At 69.8% G+C, this 16689-nt stretch carries 17 protein-coding genes and 1 tRNA gene; 5 read left to right on the top strand and 13 right to left on the bottom strand.

Going from position 1 to position 16689, the window contains the following annotated elements; all coding sequences use genetic code 11:
• A complete protein-coding gene (locus ABT288_RS30170; RefSeq protein WP_351614263.1) occupies positions 1-384 on the top strand; it encodes a VOC family protein in 384 nt (127 codons plus the stop codon).
• Here the strand turns inward: ABT288_RS30170 and ABT288_RS30165 are convergent.
• Genes ABT288_RS30165 through ABT288_RS30155 form a run of 3 tightly spaced genes read right to left on the bottom strand, consistent with a single transcriptional unit; the run spans position 333 to position 2532 of the window.
• Positions 333-821, bottom strand: coding sequence for a hypothetical protein (locus ABT288_RS30165; RefSeq protein WP_351614260.1), 489 nt, complete (start codon positions 819-821; stop codon positions 333-335). The genes ABT288_RS30170 and ABT288_RS30165 overlap by 52 nt on opposite strands.
• A gap of 29 nt (positions 822-850) precedes the next feature.
• Positions 851-1528 (bottom strand): TetR/AcrR family transcriptional regulator, encoded by a 678-nt coding sequence (locus tag ABT288_RS30160; protein WP_067049993.1) that lies wholly within the window; start codon positions 1526-1528, stop codon positions 851-853.
• On the bottom strand, positions 1525-2532 hold the full coding sequence (locus ABT288_RS30155; protein ID WP_351614259.1) for an acyl-CoA desaturase: 1008 nt from the start codon (positions 2530-2532) through the stop codon (positions 1525-1527). The genes ABT288_RS30160 and ABT288_RS30155 overlap by 4 nt, the downstream gene beginning before the upstream one ends.
• A gap of 301 nt (positions 2533-2833) precedes the next feature.
• Here ABT288_RS30155 and ppc point away from each other — a divergent pair, with 301 nt between their 5' ends.
• On the top strand, positions 2834-5566 hold the full coding sequence (gene ppc, locus ABT288_RS30150) for a phosphoenolpyruvate carboxylase (protein ID WP_351614258.1): 2733 nt from the start codon (positions 2834-2836) through the stop codon (positions 5564-5566).
• 68 nt (positions 5567-5634) lie between these two features.
• Here ppc and ABT288_RS30145 read toward each other — a convergent pair whose 3' ends face one another.
• From ABT288_RS30145 to ABT288_RS30110, 8 genes are all read right to left on the bottom strand, one after another.
• Positions 5635-5820, bottom strand: coding sequence for a hypothetical protein (locus ABT288_RS30145; protein ID WP_351614256.1), 186 nt, complete (start codon positions 5818-5820; stop codon positions 5635-5637).
• Positions 5817-6332, bottom strand: coding sequence for a hypothetical protein (locus ABT288_RS30140; RefSeq protein WP_351614253.1), 516 nt, complete (start codon positions 6330-6332; stop codon positions 5817-5819). The genes ABT288_RS30145 and ABT288_RS30140 overlap by 4 nt, the downstream gene beginning before the upstream one ends.
• Before the next feature lie 52 nt (positions 6333-6384).
• Positions 6385-6990, bottom strand: a complete 606-nt coding sequence (pth, locus tag ABT288_RS30135; protein WP_351614251.1) for an aminoacyl-tRNA hydrolase — start codon at positions 6988-6990, stop codon at positions 6385-6387.
• Between the two features lie 75 nt (positions 6991-7065).
• A complete protein-coding gene (locus tag ABT288_RS30130) occupies positions 7066-7662 on the bottom strand; it encodes a 50S ribosomal protein L25/general stress protein Ctc (RefSeq protein ID WP_351614249.1) in 597 nt (198 codons plus the stop codon).
• Between the two features lie 207 nt (positions 7663-7869).
• Complete coding sequence (locus ABT288_RS30125; protein ID WP_228624688.1) at positions 7870-8850, bottom strand: ribose-phosphate diphosphokinase; 981 nt, start codon at positions 8848-8850, stop codon at positions 7870-7872.
• 154 nt (positions 8851-9004) lie between these two features.
• Positions 9005-10453 (bottom strand): bifunctional UDP-N-acetylglucosamine diphosphorylase/glucosamine-1-phosphate N-acetyltransferase GlmU, encoded by a 1449-nt coding sequence (gene glmU / locus ABT288_RS30120; protein WP_351614246.1) that lies wholly within the window; start codon positions 10451-10453, stop codon positions 9005-9007.
• 133 nt (positions 10454-10586) lie between these two features.
• A tRNA-Gln gene (locus ABT288_RS30115) sits at positions 10587-10657 on the bottom strand.
• 11 nt (positions 10658-10668) lie between these two features.
• Positions 10669-11541, bottom strand: coding sequence for a helix-turn-helix domain-containing protein (locus tag ABT288_RS30110; RefSeq protein WP_351614243.1), 873 nt, complete (start codon positions 11539-11541; stop codon positions 10669-10671).
• 166 nt (positions 11542-11707) lie between these two features.
• Between ABT288_RS30110 and ABT288_RS30105 the strand changes: the two genes are divergently transcribed.
• Positions 11708-13021: a sensor histidine kinase gene (locus tag ABT288_RS30105; RefSeq protein WP_351614240.1), complete on the top strand. Its 1314-nt coding sequence runs from the start codon at positions 11708-11710 to the stop codon at positions 13019-13021.
• A 63-nt stretch (positions 13022-13084) separates the two neighbouring features.
• Here ABT288_RS30105 and ABT288_RS30100 read toward each other — a convergent pair whose 3' ends face one another.
• Positions 13085-13579, bottom strand: a complete 495-nt coding sequence (locus ABT288_RS30100; RefSeq protein ID WP_351614237.1) for an SUKH-3 domain-containing protein — start codon at positions 13577-13579, stop codon at positions 13085-13087.
• Between the two features lie 51 nt (positions 13580-13630).
• Positions 13631-14146, bottom strand: coding sequence for a YwqJ-related putative deaminase (locus tag ABT288_RS30095; protein ID WP_351614234.1), 516 nt, complete (start codon positions 14144-14146; stop codon positions 13631-13633).
• A 297-nt stretch (positions 14147-14443) separates the two neighbouring features.
• Here ABT288_RS30095 and ABT288_RS30090 point away from each other — a divergent pair, with 297 nt between their 5' ends.
• Positions 14444-15463 (top strand): SMI1/KNR4 family protein, encoded by a 1020-nt coding sequence (locus tag ABT288_RS30090; protein WP_351614231.1) that lies wholly within the window; start codon positions 14444-14446, stop codon positions 15461-15463.
• A 10-nt stretch (positions 15464-15473) separates the two neighbouring features.
• Positions 15474-16689 (top strand): SUKH-4 family immunity protein (locus ABT288_RS30085; protein ID WP_502972860.1); only part of this gene is annotated, 1216 nt, incomplete at its 3' end.

Genomic DNA, 16689 nt, shown 5'->3' with positions numbered 1-16689 from the left:
ATGCTCGCCGCGATCGATCATGTGCAGCTGGCGGCCCCGCCCGGCTCGGAGGACGCGCTGCGCGCGTACTACACCGACGTCCTCGGGATGACGGAGATCCCCAAGCCCCCCGTGCTGGCGGCGCGGGGCGGCTGCTGGTTCCAGGCGGGTGCCGTGCAGATCCATCTCGGGATCGAGGAGGCCCCCGCCGGAGGCGGAACATGCCACTGCCGCCCGGCGAAGAAGGCCCACCCGGGGCTCAGGGTGACGGAGATCGAGGCGTACGCGGCCCGGCTGGCCGCGAAGGGCGCACCGGTCACCTGGGACGACAACCTCCCCGGCCACCTCCGCTTCTACTCGGAGGACCCGGCGGGCAACCGGCTGGAGTTCCTCCAGTCGCGGTAACTGATCACCGTCCACCTGGCGAACACGACCGAGATCGCGAGGAGCGCCAGTGGGGAGAGTACGCGGGACAGCTTGTGGGAGATGCCCTGGTCCACCGGAACCCAGGACCCCCACGGCTCCCTGGATATCTCCACGGGCAGATCGATGCGGGGATACGAGGAGAAGCCGGTCGCCCTGATCCTCCGGCCCCCGTCGACGTAGCCCACGCAGTACAGGTCGGCGGACGAGGTGTACCCGCCGCGCGAGGTCGTGGCGGGCGAGGTCGTGTCGCAGAACGCGACCCGCATCGTCTGCGAACGCCCGATCAGACCCAGGTGACCCACGGCCGAAAGACCCAGGTAGACGCCTCCACCGAGGAGGCCGGCGGCGAGCACGCCGCACATGACCGTTCCCCACGCCTTCTGCCGCCTTGTGCGGACCCTGAGTCGTCTGGCCACCGGGCGATCGTACGACCCCGCCCCCGGCGCTACGCCTTGCGGTGCCCTATCAGCCGCGGCTTCTGCTCCAGCCCGTCCAGGCCGTGCCACGCCAGGTTCACCAGATGTGCCGCGACCTCCGCCTTCTTCGGGCGGCGCACGTCCAGCCACCACTGACCGGTCAGCGCGACCATGCCGACCAGCGCCTGCGCGTACAGCGGGGCCAGTTTCGGGTCGAAACCGCGGGACTTGAACTCGCGGCCCAGGATGTCCTCCACCTGGGTGGCGATGTCCGAGATGAGGGAGGCGAAGGAGCCCGTGGACTGGGGGATGGGCGAGTCACGGACCAGGATGCGGAAGCCGTCCGTGTACTCCTCGATGTAGTCCAGGAGTGCGAACGCCGCCTGCTCGCACAGTTCACGCGGGTGGCCGGCCGTCAGACTGCTGGTCACCATGTCCAGCAGCCGCCGCATCTCGCGGTCCACCACCACCGCGTACAGGCCCTCCTTGCCGCCGAAGTGCTCGTACACCACCGGCTTGGACACCCCGGCCTTCGCCGCGATCTCCTCCACCGAGGTGCCCTCGAAACCCTTGGCGGCGAAGAGGGTGCGACCGATCTCCAGCAGCTGCTGGCGGCGCTCGGCACCGGTCATACGGGTCCGGCGGGTCCGCCGCGGTTTGTCGTTGCTGGAGGTGCTGCTGGAGTCGGTCGCCACGGCGTCAATCATGCCGCCTTCGCGGTCTCCCTCCGGTGCTCGGAGCCGTCTTCCCCGGTGTTCCGGCGCGAATCGATACGTGAGCGTGACGGCCAGCGCACGTCATGCGCCCAGCCGAGCAGCTCGAAGATGCGGATGAACCGCGCCGAGGAGTCGATCTGGCCGCGCAGCACACCGTGCCGCGCCGAGGTCGGGTCGGCGTGGTGCAGGTTGTGCCAGGACTCACCGCACGACAGCACCGCCAGCCACCACACGTTGCCCGAACGGTCCCGCGACTTGAACGGCCGCTTGCCCACCGCGTGACAGATCGAGTTGATCGACCACGTCACATGGTGCAGCAACGCCACTCGGACGAGTGAACCCCAGAAGAACGCCGTGCACGCGCCCCACCAGGACATCGTCACCAGACCGCCGACCAGCGGCGGCAGGGCGAGGGAGAGGGCCGTCCAGTACACGAACTGACGGGAGATCGCCCGGATCGCCGGGTCCTTGATCAGATCCGGCGCGTACTTGTCCTGCGGAGTCTGCTCCTCGTCGAACATCCAGCCGATGTGAGCCCACCACAGGCCCTTCATCAGCGCCGGAACCGTCTCGCCGAACCGCCACGGAGAGTGCGGGTCGCCCTCCGCGTCGGAGAACTTGTGGTGCTTGCGGTGATCGGCCACCCAGCGCACCAGGGGCCCCTCGACCGCCAGCGAACCCATGATCGCCAGCGCAATCCTCAGGGGCCGCTTGGCCTTGAACGAACCATGGGTGAAGTACCGGTGGAAACCGATCGTGATGCCGTGGCACCCCAGGAAGTAGAAGAACACCAGCAGGCTCAGATCGAGCCAGCTCACCCCCCAGCCCCAGGCCAGCGGCACCGCCGCCACGAGCGCCAGGAACGGCACGGTGATGAACAAAAGCAGCGTGATCTGCTCGATCGAACGCTTCTGCTCGCCACCCAGCGTGGCGGACGGGATCGGATTGTCGTCGGCCGTAAGGGCTTCTTCGATCACATCGGAACTTGAGGTCATGCGCGTCCCCTGTGGGGTCGAGGGTCGAGGCAGGTGCCGGGCCGCCGGGACCGGACGGAAGGCGACGGTACTTCCCTACGGTTCCGTAACCTACGGCGTCGTAAGTATGGCAGCGTGTCGAGCGGCGGCAAGAGCCCCAGAGCCTGCGCGTCCCCATCGACACCTATCCTTGAACTCGGTCGGACAGCGCGGTCCGCTGAAGTTTCCTTCCCGGACGCTGAGGCCCGTATGCGGCGCCCGCCGCGCGGCAGCCGCCCGGGTTCCCTCCAGACGAGCTTCCACACTGCAAGGAGCCGCACCTGTGAGCAGTGCCGACGACCAGACCACCACGACCAGCAGCGAGCTGCGCGCCGACATCCGCCGGCTGGGTGACCTCCTGGGCGAGACCCTCGTACGGCAGGAAGGCCCCGAGCTCCTCGACCTGGTCGAGAAGGTCCGCCGCCTCACCCGCGAGGACGGCGAGGCCGCCGCCGAGCTGCTGCGCGGCACCGAACTGGAGACCGCCGCCAAGCTGGTGCGCGCCTTCTCCACCTACTTCCACCTCGCCAACGTCACCGAGCAGGTGCACCGCGGCCGCGAACTGCGCGCCCGGCGCGCCGCCGAGGGCGGCCTCCTCGCCCGCACCGCCGACCGGCTCAAGGACGCCGACCCCGAACACCTCAAGCAGACCGTCCGGCACCTCAACGTTCGCCCGGTGTTCACCGCACACCCCACCGAGGCCGCGCGCCGCTCGGTGCTGAACAAGCTCCGGCGCATCGCCGCGCTCCTGGAGGCCCCCGTCCAGGGCTCCGACCGCCGCCGGCACGACGTCCGCCTCGCCGAGAACATCGACCTGGTGTGGCAGACCGACGAGCTGCGCGTCGTACGCCCCGAGCCCGCCGACGAGGCCCGCAACGCCATCTACTACCTCGACGAGCTGCACGCGAACGCCGTCGGCGACGTCCTGGAGGACCTCACCGCGGAACTCGAGCGGGTCGGCGTCAGGCTCCCCGACGACACCCGCCCGCTCACCTTCGGCACCTGGATCGGCGGCGACCGCGACGGCAACCCCAACGTCACCCCCCAGGTCACCTGGGACGTCCTCATCCTCCAGCACGAGCACGGCATCAACGACGCCCTGGAGATGATCGACGAGCTGCGCGGACTGCTCTCCAACTCCATCCGCTACACCGGCGCCACCGAAGAGCTCCTCCAGTCCCTGAACACAGACCTCGAACTCCTCCCCGAGATCAGCCCCCGCTACAAGCGCCTCAACGCCGAGGAGCCCTACCGGCTCAAGGCCACCTGCATCCGGCAGAAGCTGCAGAACACCAAGCAGCGCCTCGCCAAGGGCACCCCGCACGAGGCGGGCCGCGACTACCTCGGCACCAGCGAGCTGCTCACCGACCTCCGCCTCATCCAGGTCTCGCTGCGCGAGCACCGCGGCGGCCTCCTCGCCGACGGCCGCCTGGCCCGCACCATCCGCACCCTGGCCGCCTTCGGCCTCCAGCTCGCCACCATGGACGTCCGCGAACACGCCGACGCCCACCACCACGCCCTCGGCCAGCTCTTCGACCGCCTCGGCGAGGAGTCCTGGCGCTACGCCGACATGCCCCGCGAGTACCGCGCCAAGCTCCTCGCCAAGGAGCTGCGCTCGCGCAGGCCGCTCGCCCCCACCCCGGCACCCGTCGACGCGGCCGGGCAGAAGACCCTCGGCGTCTTCGGGACCGTCAAGAAGGCCCTCGAGGTCTTCGGCCCCGAGGTCATCGAGTCCTACATCATCTCCATGTGCCAGGGCGCCGACGACGTCTTCGCCGCCGCCGTCCTCGCCCGGGAGGCCGGCCTGATCGACCTCCACGCCGGCTGGGCGAAGATCGGCATCGTCCCCCTCCTGGAGACCACCGACGAACTCAAGGCCGCCGACACCATCCTCGAGGACATGCTCTCCGACCCGTCCTACCGGCGCCTGGTCGCGCTGCGCGGCGACGTCCAGGAGGTCATGCTCGGCTACTCCGACTCCTCCAAGTTCGGCGGCATCACCACCAGCCAGTGGGAGATCCACCGCGCCCAGCGGCGCCTGCGAGACGTCGCCCACCGGTACGGCGTACGCCTCCGGCTCTTCCACGGCCGCGGCGGAACCGTCGGCCGCGGCGGCGGCCCCTCCCACGACGCCATCCTCGCCCAGCCCTGGGGCACCCTGGAGGGCGAGATCAAGGTCACCGAGCAGGGCGAGGTCATCTCCGACAAGTACCTCATCCCCTCCCTGGCCCGGGAGAACCTGGAACTCACCGTCGCCGCCACCCTCCAGGCCTCCGCCCTGCACACCGCCCCCCGCCAGTCCGACGAGGCCCTCGCCCGCTGGGACGCCGCCATGGACGTGGTGTCGGACGCGGCGCACGCGGCCTACCGCGCCCTCGTCGAGGACCCGGACCTGCCGACGTACTTCCTCGCGTCGACGCCGGTGGACCAGCTCGCCGACCTGCACCTGGGCTCCCGGCCCTCCCGCCGCCCCGGCTCTGGCGTCTCGCTCGACGGCCTGCGCGCCATCCCGTGGGTCTTCGGCTGGACCCAGTCCCGGCAGATCGTCCCCGGCTGGTTCGGCGTCGGCTCCGGCCTCAAGGCCCTGCGCGAGGCCGGCCTGGACACTGTCCTCGACGAGATGCACCAGCAGTGGCACTTCTTCCGCAACTTCATCTCCAACGTCGAGATGACCCTCGCGAAGACCGACCTGCGCATCGCTCAGCACTACGTAGACACCCTCGTCCCCGACGAGCTCAAGCACGTCTTCGACACCATCAAGGCCGAACACGAGCTGACCGTTCGCGAGGTCCTGCGGGTCACCGGCGAGAGCGAACTCCTGGACGCCCAGCCCGTCCTGAAGCAGACCTTCGCCATCCGCGACGCCTACCTGGACCCCATCTCCTACCTCCAGGTCACCCTGCTCAAGCGCCAGCGCGACGCCGCCGCGGCCGGCCTCACCCCCGACCCGCTGCTCTCCCGCGCCCTGCTCCTCACCGTCAACGGTGTGGCAGCCGGCCTGCGCAACACCGGCTGACCGCCACCACACACCAGGGTGCCCCCGAGGCCGTACGACCCCGGGGGCACCCTTGTACGCGGCTCAGGTCAGGGGCGCGCCCTCTGGCGCCGCACCACCAGGTAGCCGCCCGGCACGCCGACCAGCACGGCCGCGACACCCGACAGCGCACCCGCCGGAACGCCCGGCAGCGCTGTTTCCCGCGCCCGCGCCCGCGCCCGCGCCCGCGGCGCACGCCGCTCCACCCGCGCGCCACGACCGGCGCGCGGACTCACGAACCGGCGGACACCGCCAGGAAAGCGCCCGTCAGCAAGGCCGTCCCGCACCCCGCCAGCACCCACGCCGCCCGCGTCAGCCGCATCCCGCCCGCCACCACCACCGAGGCCAGCAGCAACGCCCCGCCCAACGGCACCCAGGCGTACAGGATCCCCGCCGGACCCGACCGCACCGCGTCCGCCGTACCCGGCTTCAGCACGACGTCGTACGTCCGCCCCCTGCGCACCGCCACCGGCTGCGCGATCTCCACACGCGCGCGTGCCTGCGCCCCCGTCGACGTCGGCGAGAACGGACCACTGCAGGTGTCACCCGAACACGACGTCACCCGCACCGTGCCCTGCTCCCGCCCCTTGGACAGCATCACCTGCTGCGCGGTCCCCCAGGAACCCCACACCCCGGCGAACAGAATCAACGCGGCGACCGCACCCATCGCCCCGACCCGCCCCCACCGCAACGCGGTCACGGAGGCCTGGCGAGCAGTGCTGGCTGTGGCAGACATGGCCGGGATCATTGGCCATACCCGTACGGGAGGTCAACCTCGCTGTCCGCCGTACAAGCACATGTCAGGAGTTGTACGCGCTCTGCGCCCGCTCCAGCCCCTCGATCACCAGACACTCCACCGCGTCCGCCGCACGGTCCACGAAGTAGTCCAGCTCCTTGCGCTCCGACGACGAGAAGTCCTTCAGCACGAAGTCCGCCACCTGCATACGACCCGGAGGCCGCCCGATCCCGAACCGCACCCGGTGATAGTCCGAACCCATCGCCTTCGTCATCGACTTCAGACCGTTGTGCCCGTTGTCCCCACCGCCCAGCTTCAGCCGCAGCGTGCCGTAGTCGATGTCCAGCTCGTCATGCACGGCCACGATGTTCGCCACCGGCACCTTGTAGAAGTCCTTCAGCGCGTTCACCGGACCACCGGACAGGTTCATGTACGACATCGGCTTCGCCAGGATCACCCGCCGGTTCGCCGGCCCCGCCGGACCGATCCGGCCCTCCAGCACCTGCGCCTGCGCCTTGCCCGCCCGCTTGAACTTCCCCCCGATCCGCTGCGCGAGAAGGTCCGCCACCATGAAACCGACGTTGTGCCGGTTCATGGCGTAGTCCGGCCCGGGATTCCCGAGCCCGACGATCAGCCAGGGATCAGTGCTGGCGGGAGTGGTCACGTCCATGTCTCCTTGATACGCGCCAGCCGCCGCTCCCCGCGAGGGAAGCGGCGGCTGAACAACTGACGACTACGGCGAGGCTCAGGCCTCGGCCGCCTCCTCGCCCTCCTCGGCGGCCTCGCCCTCGGTCACCTCGACCTGGGCCTGCAGCACCTGGAGAACGACGGCGTCCTCGTCCACGGCCAGCGAGACACCGCTCGGCAGGGTGATGTCCTTGGCGTGGACCGAGGCACCGGCCTCCAGACCCTCGACGGAGACGGTGACGGCCTCGGGGATGTGCGTCGCCTCGGCCTCGACCGGCAGCGCGTTCAGGACGTGCTCCAGCAGGTTGCCACCGGCGGCCAGCTCGCCCTCGGTGTGGACCGGGATCTCGACCGTGACCTTCTCGCCACGCTTGACCAGCAGCAGGTCGACGTGCTCCAGGAAGCCCTTGATCGCGTCGCGCTGCACGGCCTTCGGGATCGCCAGCTCGCTGGTCTTGCCGTCGATGTCCAGGGAGATCAGGACGTTCGGCGTACGCAGCGCCAGCAGCAGGTCGTGACCCGGCAGGGTCAGGTGCAGCGGCTCGGTGCCGTGGCCGTAGAGAACAACCGGAACCTTGCTGGCACGGCGGAGGCGACGGGCGGCACCCTTGCCGAACTCGGTACGGGTCTCGGCGGTGAGCTTCACCTCGGACATGATGATCACTCCTCGTAGAACTCGGAACGGACGTGGTCACCCGGCCACGAACGGCCTGCTACGAAGAGCGCGTCGATAACGGACCGCCGTACCCCGTCAGAAACGGAGAACGGCCTCCCTCGCCGAGCAACTGCAGCAGTCTACTCGGACCGGGAGGCCGCACCAAAAGGATCTCCGGCTACCTCGCGCAGCGGGGTCGCAGAAACCTCACTGCTCGTCGAAGAGGCTGGTCACCGAACCGTCCTCGAACACCTCACGCACCGCGCTCGCAATCGTCGGAGCGATCGACAGCACCGTGATCTTGTCCAGATCCCGGCCCAGCTCCGCCGGCGTCGGCAGCGTGTTCGTGAACACGAACTCACTCACCCGCGAGTTCTTCAGCCGGTCCGCCGCGGGCCCGGACAGCACACCGTGCGTCGCCGTGACGATCACATCCTCCGCACCGTGCGCGAACAGCGCATCGGCAGCGGCACAGATCGTCCCACCGGTGTCGATCATGTCGTCGACCAGCACACACACCCGGCCCTTGACCTCACCCACGACCTCGTGGACGGTCACCTGGTTCGCCACATCCTTGTCACGCCGCTTGTGCACGATCGCGAGCGGCGCACCCAGCCGGTCACACCACCGGTCGGCCACACGCACCCGGCCCGCGTCCGGCGACACGACCGTCAGCTTGTCCCGGTCCACCTTCTCGCCCACATAGTCGGCGAGCAGCGGCAGCGCGAACAGATGATCCACCGGCCCGTCGAAGAAACCCTGGATCTGGTCCGTGTGCAGATCCACGGTCAGAATCCGGTCGGCACCCGCCGTCTTCATCAGATCCGCGATCAGACGCGCCGAAATAGGTTCACGACCCCGGTGCTTCTTGTCCTGCCGCGCGTAACCGTAGAACGGCACGATCACCGTGATGGAGCGAGCCGACGCACGCTTCAGCGCGTCGATCATGATCAACTGCTCCATGATCCACTGGTTGATCGGAGTCGTGTGGCTCTGGATCACAAAGCAGTCCGCACCACGCGCCGACTCCTGGTAACGGACGTAGATCTCACCGTTCGCGAAGTCGAAGGCCTTCGTCGGGACAACCCCGACACCCAACTCGTGGGCGACCTCCTCGGCAAGCTCGGGGTGGGCGCGGCCGGAGAAGAACATCATCTTCTTCTCGCCGGTCGTCTTGAACCCGGTCACAGCACAGTCTCCTCAGAGGTTGTCTCAGCCAGCCGACTGCTACCCCGACCTCCCGCCTGGGCATGAGAGGCCGAATCAGCTGGTAGGGGTGCGGGTGCACGTGTGCGGATGTGCACTTATCACGGTACGCCGTGTCCGGCGCACCCGTTTCCGGTCAGTCCTCGCTCTCACCCCTCCGGGACGCCGCCTCGGCCGCCTTCGCCGCCGCGCTCCCCGGACGCTTCCGAGCCACCCAACCCTCGATATTCCGCTGCTGACCACGGGCCACGGCCAGCGAACCGGGCGGCACATCCTTCGTGATCACAGACCCGGCGGCGGTGTAAGCACCGTCCCCGACCGTGACAGGAGCCACAAACATGTTGTCCGAACCCGTCTTGCAATGCGACCCGACGGTCGTGTGGTGCTTGCTCTCACCGTCGTAGTTCACAAACACACTCGCCGCGCCGATGTTCGTGTACTCACCGATCGTCGCGTCACCGACATACGACAGATGCGGCACCTTCGTGCCCTCACCGATCGAGGCGTTCTTCGTCTCGACGTACGTCCCGATCTTCCCCTTGGCCCCCAGCCGCGTCCCCGGCCGCAGATACGCGTACGGCCCCACGGACGCCTCCGCCCCGACCACAGCCCCGTCCGACACGGTGTTGTCCACCCGCGCCCCTGCACCCACCCGCGTGTCCTTCAGCCGGCTGTTCGGACCGACCTCCGCACCCTCACCGACATGCGTCGACCCGGTGAGCAGCGTGTTCGGATGAACGACGACATCCCGCCCGAAGGACACGGTCACATCGACCCAGGTCGAGGCCGGGTCCACGACGGTGACCCCGTCCAGCATGGCAGCGGTCAGCAGCCGGTCGTTCAGGATCCGGCGCGCCTCGGCCAGCTGCACCCGGTTGTTGATCCCGGCGATCTCCCGGTGATCGCCGGCCACGCACGCACCGACCCGGTGACCGGCCTCCCGCAGGATCCCCAGCACGTCCGTGAGGTACTCCTCACCCTGGCTGTTGTCCGTCCGCACCTTCTTCAGCGCGTCCGCCAGCAACTGCCCGTCGAACGCGAACACCCCGGAGTTGATCTCCCGGATCACCCGCTGGACCTCGGACGCGTCCTTGTGCTCCACGATCGCGGTGACAGCACCCGTCGCCTCGTCACGGATGATCCGCCCGTACCCGGTGGCGTCCGGCACCTCCGCCGTCAGCACGGTCACGGCGTTGCCGTCGGCGGCGTGCGTCCCGGCGAGCCGCCCGAGCGTCTCGGCGGTGAGCAGCGGCGTGTCCCCGCACACGACCACAACAGTCCCGGCGACCGCCCCGCCCAACTCCTCCAGACCCATGCGCACGGCGTGCCCGGTCCCGTTCTGCTCCGCCTGCACGGCGGTGCGCACGCCCGGGTCGATCTCGCTCAGATGGGCGGCGACCTGCTCCCGGGCGTGCCCCACGACGACGACCAGGTGCTCCGGGTCCAACTCACGGGCGGCGGCCAGCACATGGCCCACCAGGGAACGGCCACAGATCTCGTGCAGGACCTTGGGTGTGGCCGACTTCATACGGGTGCCCTCACCCGCTGCGAGAACGACGACGGCTGCCGGGCGAATGGCGCTCACGGGGTTGCCCTTCGGCTGTGGGTGGTGGGGTGACAGCCGCAGGATACCGGGGTGCTTCTTGGGGGAGGTGAGAGCGGGCCCTGACGGGGGTGATACCGGTCAGGGCCCGAACCTAGGTCTTGTGTGCTGTGCGCTCCCGGAGAAGGATTCGAACCCTCATTCAACGGACCAAAACCGTTTGTCCTACCCTTAGACGATCCGGGATTATTTATGCGCTATGTCCGATTTGGTTGATCGGCTTCGCGCACGGCCTCCACTATGCCGTACCAAGAGCCTTCGATGCGACGGTACAAGTCAGCACCTTTCAGGACTTTGATCACGAGGCACCCACGGTAGTTGTCACCGGTGTTCTTGCGGACCGTCTTGGGGTTGTGCTTCTTGAGGGTCGTCTTGTTGAAAGCGGAGACGTCGGCGTCGACGAGGTCTGCCCAGTACTGCTCGGCACCCGCGACGTCTGCGTTCTCGTGGATCATCACCGTGTAGCGGAGCCGTTCGCGCTCCACCCCGAGCAGGCGCAGCCAGGCGAGGAAGACCTTGATCATGCCGGGGTCACTATTGACGAAAGCGACGTTCTCGCGGCGGTCGTAGGGCTTGTCCTTGCCGCCCTCGGCCCAATACAGGCCCACGCCCACCAGGAAGAGCTCCCGCGTCGACAGGTTGCCGATCGTCTTCTTGGCCTTTTCCTTTGTGTGCCTGCGCTCTTCGTCCCGGATGCGCAGCCTCTCTTCCCAGCCCTTGCGCCCGATGGCTGCCGCCTCTTCCGGTGTGCGCTTGCGCTCGGGCCTCGGCAGGTCCCGCACCCACAGTGACACCGAACTCCTCGAGCAGCCCAGTTCCGCCTCGATCTGGTCGTACGTCCAGCCCTGGAGCCGTAGCTCCCGGGCCTTCGCCCGCAGGTCGTCCTTCGCGTTCGGGCGCTTGGTCCACTCCGGTGGCGGCTCCCCCTTCACCAGCTGGTTGAGGATGTCGTTGTTGAAGATCTTCAGCTCGTCCCGGATCTGCCGGAGGCTGTAGCCGGCTCGCCGCAGGGCGACCGCCCGTTCCCGTAAGTCTTCGAAGTCGGCGTATTTGCTGATCGAATGTGCCATGGGCATACCGTCCGGCCGGAATGGGGTGTTCCGGGATCGAACAGGAAGGGTTCACCAGTTCGAGTGATACCGGTGGGTTTCGAGGTCGTCCGGTTACGGGGTGTGGTGTGTGGAGGTCGGTGAAAGTCACCGGAAAAGCCGCAGCCGTCGCCCGTAGGCTGGAGGCATGACCACGACGGGGGAAGAGAACGCCAGGGCCCGGACGGGGCCGTGGTGGTGGACCAGGTGGCGCAGTGCGGTGCTCGACGGGAGTCTCGCGCTGGTGTCGGCCGTGGAGTGCGGAGCCGAGGGGGTTCCGTTCGCCCGGGACGCGGGGATCCCGCCGGCGGTGGGGATCGTCTTCGGTGTGATCGCCGGGTCCGTGTTGCTCGTGCGGCGGAAGTGGCCCATTGCCGTCGTACTCGTAGCGATCGCGATCACGCCCGCGCAGATGGGGTTCCTGCTGGGTGTCGTCGGCCTGTACACGCTGGCCGCGTGTGAGCTGCCGCGCCGGATCATCGGGGCGCTGGCGGGGATGTCGCTGGTGGGTACGGCGGTGGTGACGTTCGTGCGGGTGCGGCAGGACATGGCGCGGGGCGATCTGACGCTGGGTGACTGGTTCGTGCCGTTCGCGGCGGTGACGACGGCGTTGGGGCTGACGGCTCCGCCGGTGCTGCTGGGTTTGTATGTGGGGGCGCGGCGGCGGTTGATGGAGAGTCTCAGGGAGCGGGCGGACAGTCTGGAGCGGGAGCTGCAGTTGCTGGCCGAGCGGGCGGAGGAGCGGGCCGAGTGGGCGCGGAACGAGGAGCGGACCCGGATCGCGCGTGAGATGCATGACGTGGTCGCGCATCGGGTGAGTCTGATGGTGGTGCATGCGGCGGCGTTGCAGGCGGTGGCCCGGAAGGATCCGGAGAAGGCCGTGCGGAATGCGGCGCTGGTGGGGGACATGGGGCGGCAGGCGTTGACCGAGTTGCGGGAGATGCTGGGGGTGCTGCGGGCGGGGGAGGAGCCGGGGCGGCGTGCCTCCGCGGTGCCGTTGGCGGCGGTGGGGGTGGCGGCTGCGGCTGCGGCTTCCCGGGTGGCGGAGTCGGACGGCGTGGTGGACGGGCCGTGTCTGTCGGAGCTGGAGGAGTTGGTCGGGCAGTCGGCGGCTGCGGGGATGGTGGTGCGTCTGTCGGTGGAGGGGGAGGCGCGGTCGTATGCGGCGGAGGTGGAGCAGACGGCGTACCGGGTGGTGCAGGAGGCGTTGACGAACGTGCACAAGCATGCGGCGGGTGCGAAGACGCATGTGCGGCTCGCGCATCGGGTGTCGGAGATCGCGATGCAGGTGGAGAACGAGCCGCCGCCGGAGCCGGGGTCGGCGTCGGCGGCGGGGTTGCCGTCGGGTGGGAACGGCCTGGTGGGGATGCGTGAGCGGGTTGTGGCGCTGGGCGGTGTGTTCGTGTCGGGGCCGACGGATGCGGGGGGTTTCCGGGTGTCGGCGGTGATTCCGGCGGCGTAGACGTGCCCTCTGCGCGTGTGCCCTCTGCGTGTGTGTCCGCTGCGCGTGTGTCTTCTGCGGGGGTCAGCCGGCGGTGAGGCGTACGGGTTCGATGCCGGTGACGAGGGTGGTGAGGGCGTGGTCGATGTCGGGGCCGACGTACCAGTCGCCGGTGTGGTCGAGGGTGTAGACGCGGCCTTCGGTGTCGATGGTGAGGACGGCGGCGGTCTCGGTCTCCTGGCCGAGGGGGCAGAGTTCGGTGCCGAGGGCGCGGCCGAGGTCGCCGAGGGTGCGGGCGTGGTGGAGGCCGTGGAGGGGGTCGAGGTGGAGGGTGGCGGGGGCGATCTGGCGGCCGGGGCCGCCCGGGGTGATGGTCAGGCCGCCGAATTCGGCCCAGGCTTCGACGGCGGCGGGGAAGACGGTGTGCCGGTGTCCGGCGGGTGAGGTGTGTTCGCGCAGGGCGTCGGCCCAGATCTCTGCCTGCTTTATGTCCCAGCGTCCGGGTTGCCAGCCGGCGGCGCGCAGAGCGGCGTCGACGAGTACGGGGAAGCGTGTGGTGGACGTGCGGTCGGCGTGCATCGGCCCTTCGTTCGTCGAGCTTGCTGGTGCTACTGGTGTTGACGGGGGCTGTCAGCCGTCGGTTGCCGTGGGGTCGACGACGCGGATGCCGAAGTGGGCGCTGAGGGCGGAGCAGGCGCGGCAGGGGGCGGCGAAGCTGCCGTGGAGAGGGTCGCCGTCCTCGCGTATGCGGCGGGCGGTGAGTTTGGCGTTCTTGAGGGCTTTGCGGGCTTCGCCGTTGGTCATGGGTTTGCGGGCGGCGCGTTTGCTGCGTGCGGCGTCGGCGGTGGTGAGGTGGCGGGAGATGAGGATGGTTTCGGCGCAGCGTCCGGTGAAGCGGTCGCGTTCGCCGCTGGTGAGGGTGTCGAGGAAGTCCTGGACGAGGGGGTGCAGGGGTGGGGGCTGGTCGCCGCGGGCGGCGGTGCCGGTGAGGGTGGCGCCGCGGACGGAGAGGGCGGCGGCGATGGTGGGCAGGATGCCGTCGCGGCGGTGGCGGAGGGTGGGGGCGGGGGGTGTGTCGGTGCCGCTCCAGCCGATGCGTGGGTCGCCGGCCCGCACGTCGGTACCTCCGGTTCGCAAGATATTCATGATCGTTTTCCCCTCCCCGGGCGTTCCCCGGCATCCCCCGAAGGACACAGGGTGCCAAATCCCGTGGCGGCTGCGGAAGCTGGGGCGGTGCGACACGCCCGGGTCGGGGCAGGTCGTCACGGTGGGGTGACGGCTGGTCACGGATGCGGTGGGTGGTTTTTCCGGGGATGTGGAGGGGTGGTTCCCCCGGGGTGTGGTGGGCCGGTGACCGGGGTTCGCGTACCGCATAGGCTGTCGGCATCCGCGATCGACAGCGCCGTATCAAGGCCAGAGAGAACGCCGCAGGGGGCTACCGCCATGACGACAGGTCGGCTCGGGCAGCAAGCCGCGCCGCCGAACGCGGCCTACGCCGGGCAGGTCGTGCACTTTCCGGATCCGGTCCGGGCGGCACGTCACCCGAGAGGGGTACGGGTCGATGAGCGTGGTTACCCGGATTTCTCTCCGTACGCGCGTGTGGCGGTGGAGATCGCCGAGCCGCCGGAGGGTTTCGGTGTCGACGAGTTGCGGCTGACGGACTATGTGTCGGCGAACGCGGCGTTGGCGGCGGAGCGGCACGAGTTGTGGGACACGGTGCCGGATGTGGCGACGCCGCACGGCTGGACGTGGCATCACGTGGCGGGGACGCGGCGGCTGGAGCTGGTTCCGGTCGAGGTGAAGGCGTTGCTGCGGCATCACGGTGGGGTGGCGACGGCGGCGGTGGACCACGCCAAGCGGGGGACGCGGCCGTTGCAGGAGACCCGGCCGGCGCATTTCGGGCTGCCGAAGTCGGGTGTGGCGGTGTCGGAGGCGCAGGTTCAGGGTGTCGAGGAGGACCTGGGCTACCGGCTTCCGGGCGCGTACCGCTCGTTCCTGAAGGCTGCGGGTGGGTGTGCGCCGGTGGGCACGGCTCTGGACGCGGAACTGGGTCTGTTGCTGGACCAGCCGTTCTTCACGGTGCGTGAGGAGGCGGCCGTCAATGACCTGGTGTATGTGAACAAGTGTCTGCGCGACCATCTGACGAAGGATTACCTCGCGGTGGTGTTCGTGCAGGGCGGGTTGCTCGCGGTGAAGGTGAGGGGCGAGCGGCCCGGTTCGGTGTGGTTCTGCGCGTACGACGATGTGCGTGATGTGGATCCGTCGTGGTCGCCGGCGGAGCGGGTGGAGCGTCTGCTGCTGCCGTGCGGTGATGATTTCGACGCCTTTCTGTCGCGGCTGGCGGGCAGTCCGCCGGAGTTGGAGACGGTGGCGGATCTGATGGTCGACGGCGGTTTCGCGCGTGTCGTCCCGGTGTCTTCCGGTTCTTCCGGTGCGGTGTCTTCCGGTCCGGTGGGGGAGTGAGCTTCAGACGATGGTGACCTACGCGCAGGCGCAGGAGCGCGCCGAGGAGTGGATCAACGGTGACGTGCCCGCGTACCAGCATCGTGAGGTGCGGGTGCGGGAGTTCGAGCTGGGTTTCGTCGTGTGGGGCGAGGACCGGGCGGAGGGGCCGCGTTCGGACGCGGGTGCGCAGCGGCTGGTGATCGCCCGGGACAGCGGGGAGGCGACGCTGTGGCCGGGGTTGCCGGTGGGTGAGGTGATCCGCCGGTACGAGGAGGAGTACGGCCGTGGCGACGAGCCGCGGGACGCGGTTCCGGCGCCGGCTGCCGCGCGGGTGGATCTGAATCAGACGTCGTTCCTGCTGACTCCTCCGGAGTGGTTGCAGGAGGCGGCGGACAAGCTGGGCATCGGGGAGCGGCGGCCGGGGGGCGGGGGTGCTTCGGGGGCCGGTTCGGGTGCCGGTTCCGGTGTGGGTTCCGGTGTGGGTTCCGGTTCCGGTGTCGGTGGGGCTTCGTCCGGTGGGGCTGGGCCGGCGGAGACGCAGGCGGGGGTGCCGGCGGGTGCGTCCGGGGCGCCCGCTCCTGTGGGCGCGCCTTCCGCGGATGTGCCGGTGGGGGCCACGCCCTGGGCCGGTACGGACACGAACGCGGACTCCGGTGAGGACGACCGTTCGGTGCCGTTGCCCGCGACGGTGTTCGCGCCGCCGTTGAGCGATTCCGACGACGAGGTTCCGCGGCCGCCGGTGAGTGCGCCGGATGCGAAGACGGCGTTGATGTCGGGGGGCAGCCAGCTGCCGCCGACGGCGGTCGCGCCGGCGCTCGATCCTTCGAACACGCCGGGCGCGCAGGGCTTCCCGCCGGGTGCGCAGGGCTTCCCGCCGGGCGCGCCGGGTGGGCCGTCCGCCCCTGGCGGTGCGCCGGGCGCACCTGGTGTGCCCGTGGCGCCCGGTGCTCCTGGTGCGCCGGGCGCTCCGCAGGGCAGTACGCCCCCGCCGCCGCCCGGTACGCCGCCGTACGGCTACCCGCAGCCGCCGGCGGTTCCCGGCACACCTGCGCCGGGCGCACCCGCGTACCCGCCGGCGCCCGGCACTCCGCTCGCGCCCCCTGTCCCTCCCGGTGCCCCGGGCGCCCCGCAGGGCAGCACGCCTCCGCCGCCCCCGGGCGTGCCCACCTACGGCTATCCGCAGGGTCCCGGCGTTCCGCAGGGCGCTCCTGGTTACGGCTATCCGCAGGCGCCGGCGCCTGCGC

Source organism: Streptomyces sp. NPDC001093 (assembly GCF_040298985.1).
Lineage (GTDB): Bacteria > Actinomycetota > Actinomycetes > Streptomycetales > Streptomycetaceae > Streptomyces.
Note: the sequence above shows the minus strand (reverse complement) of the source record. Positions and strands in the feature narration are given on the sequence as shown.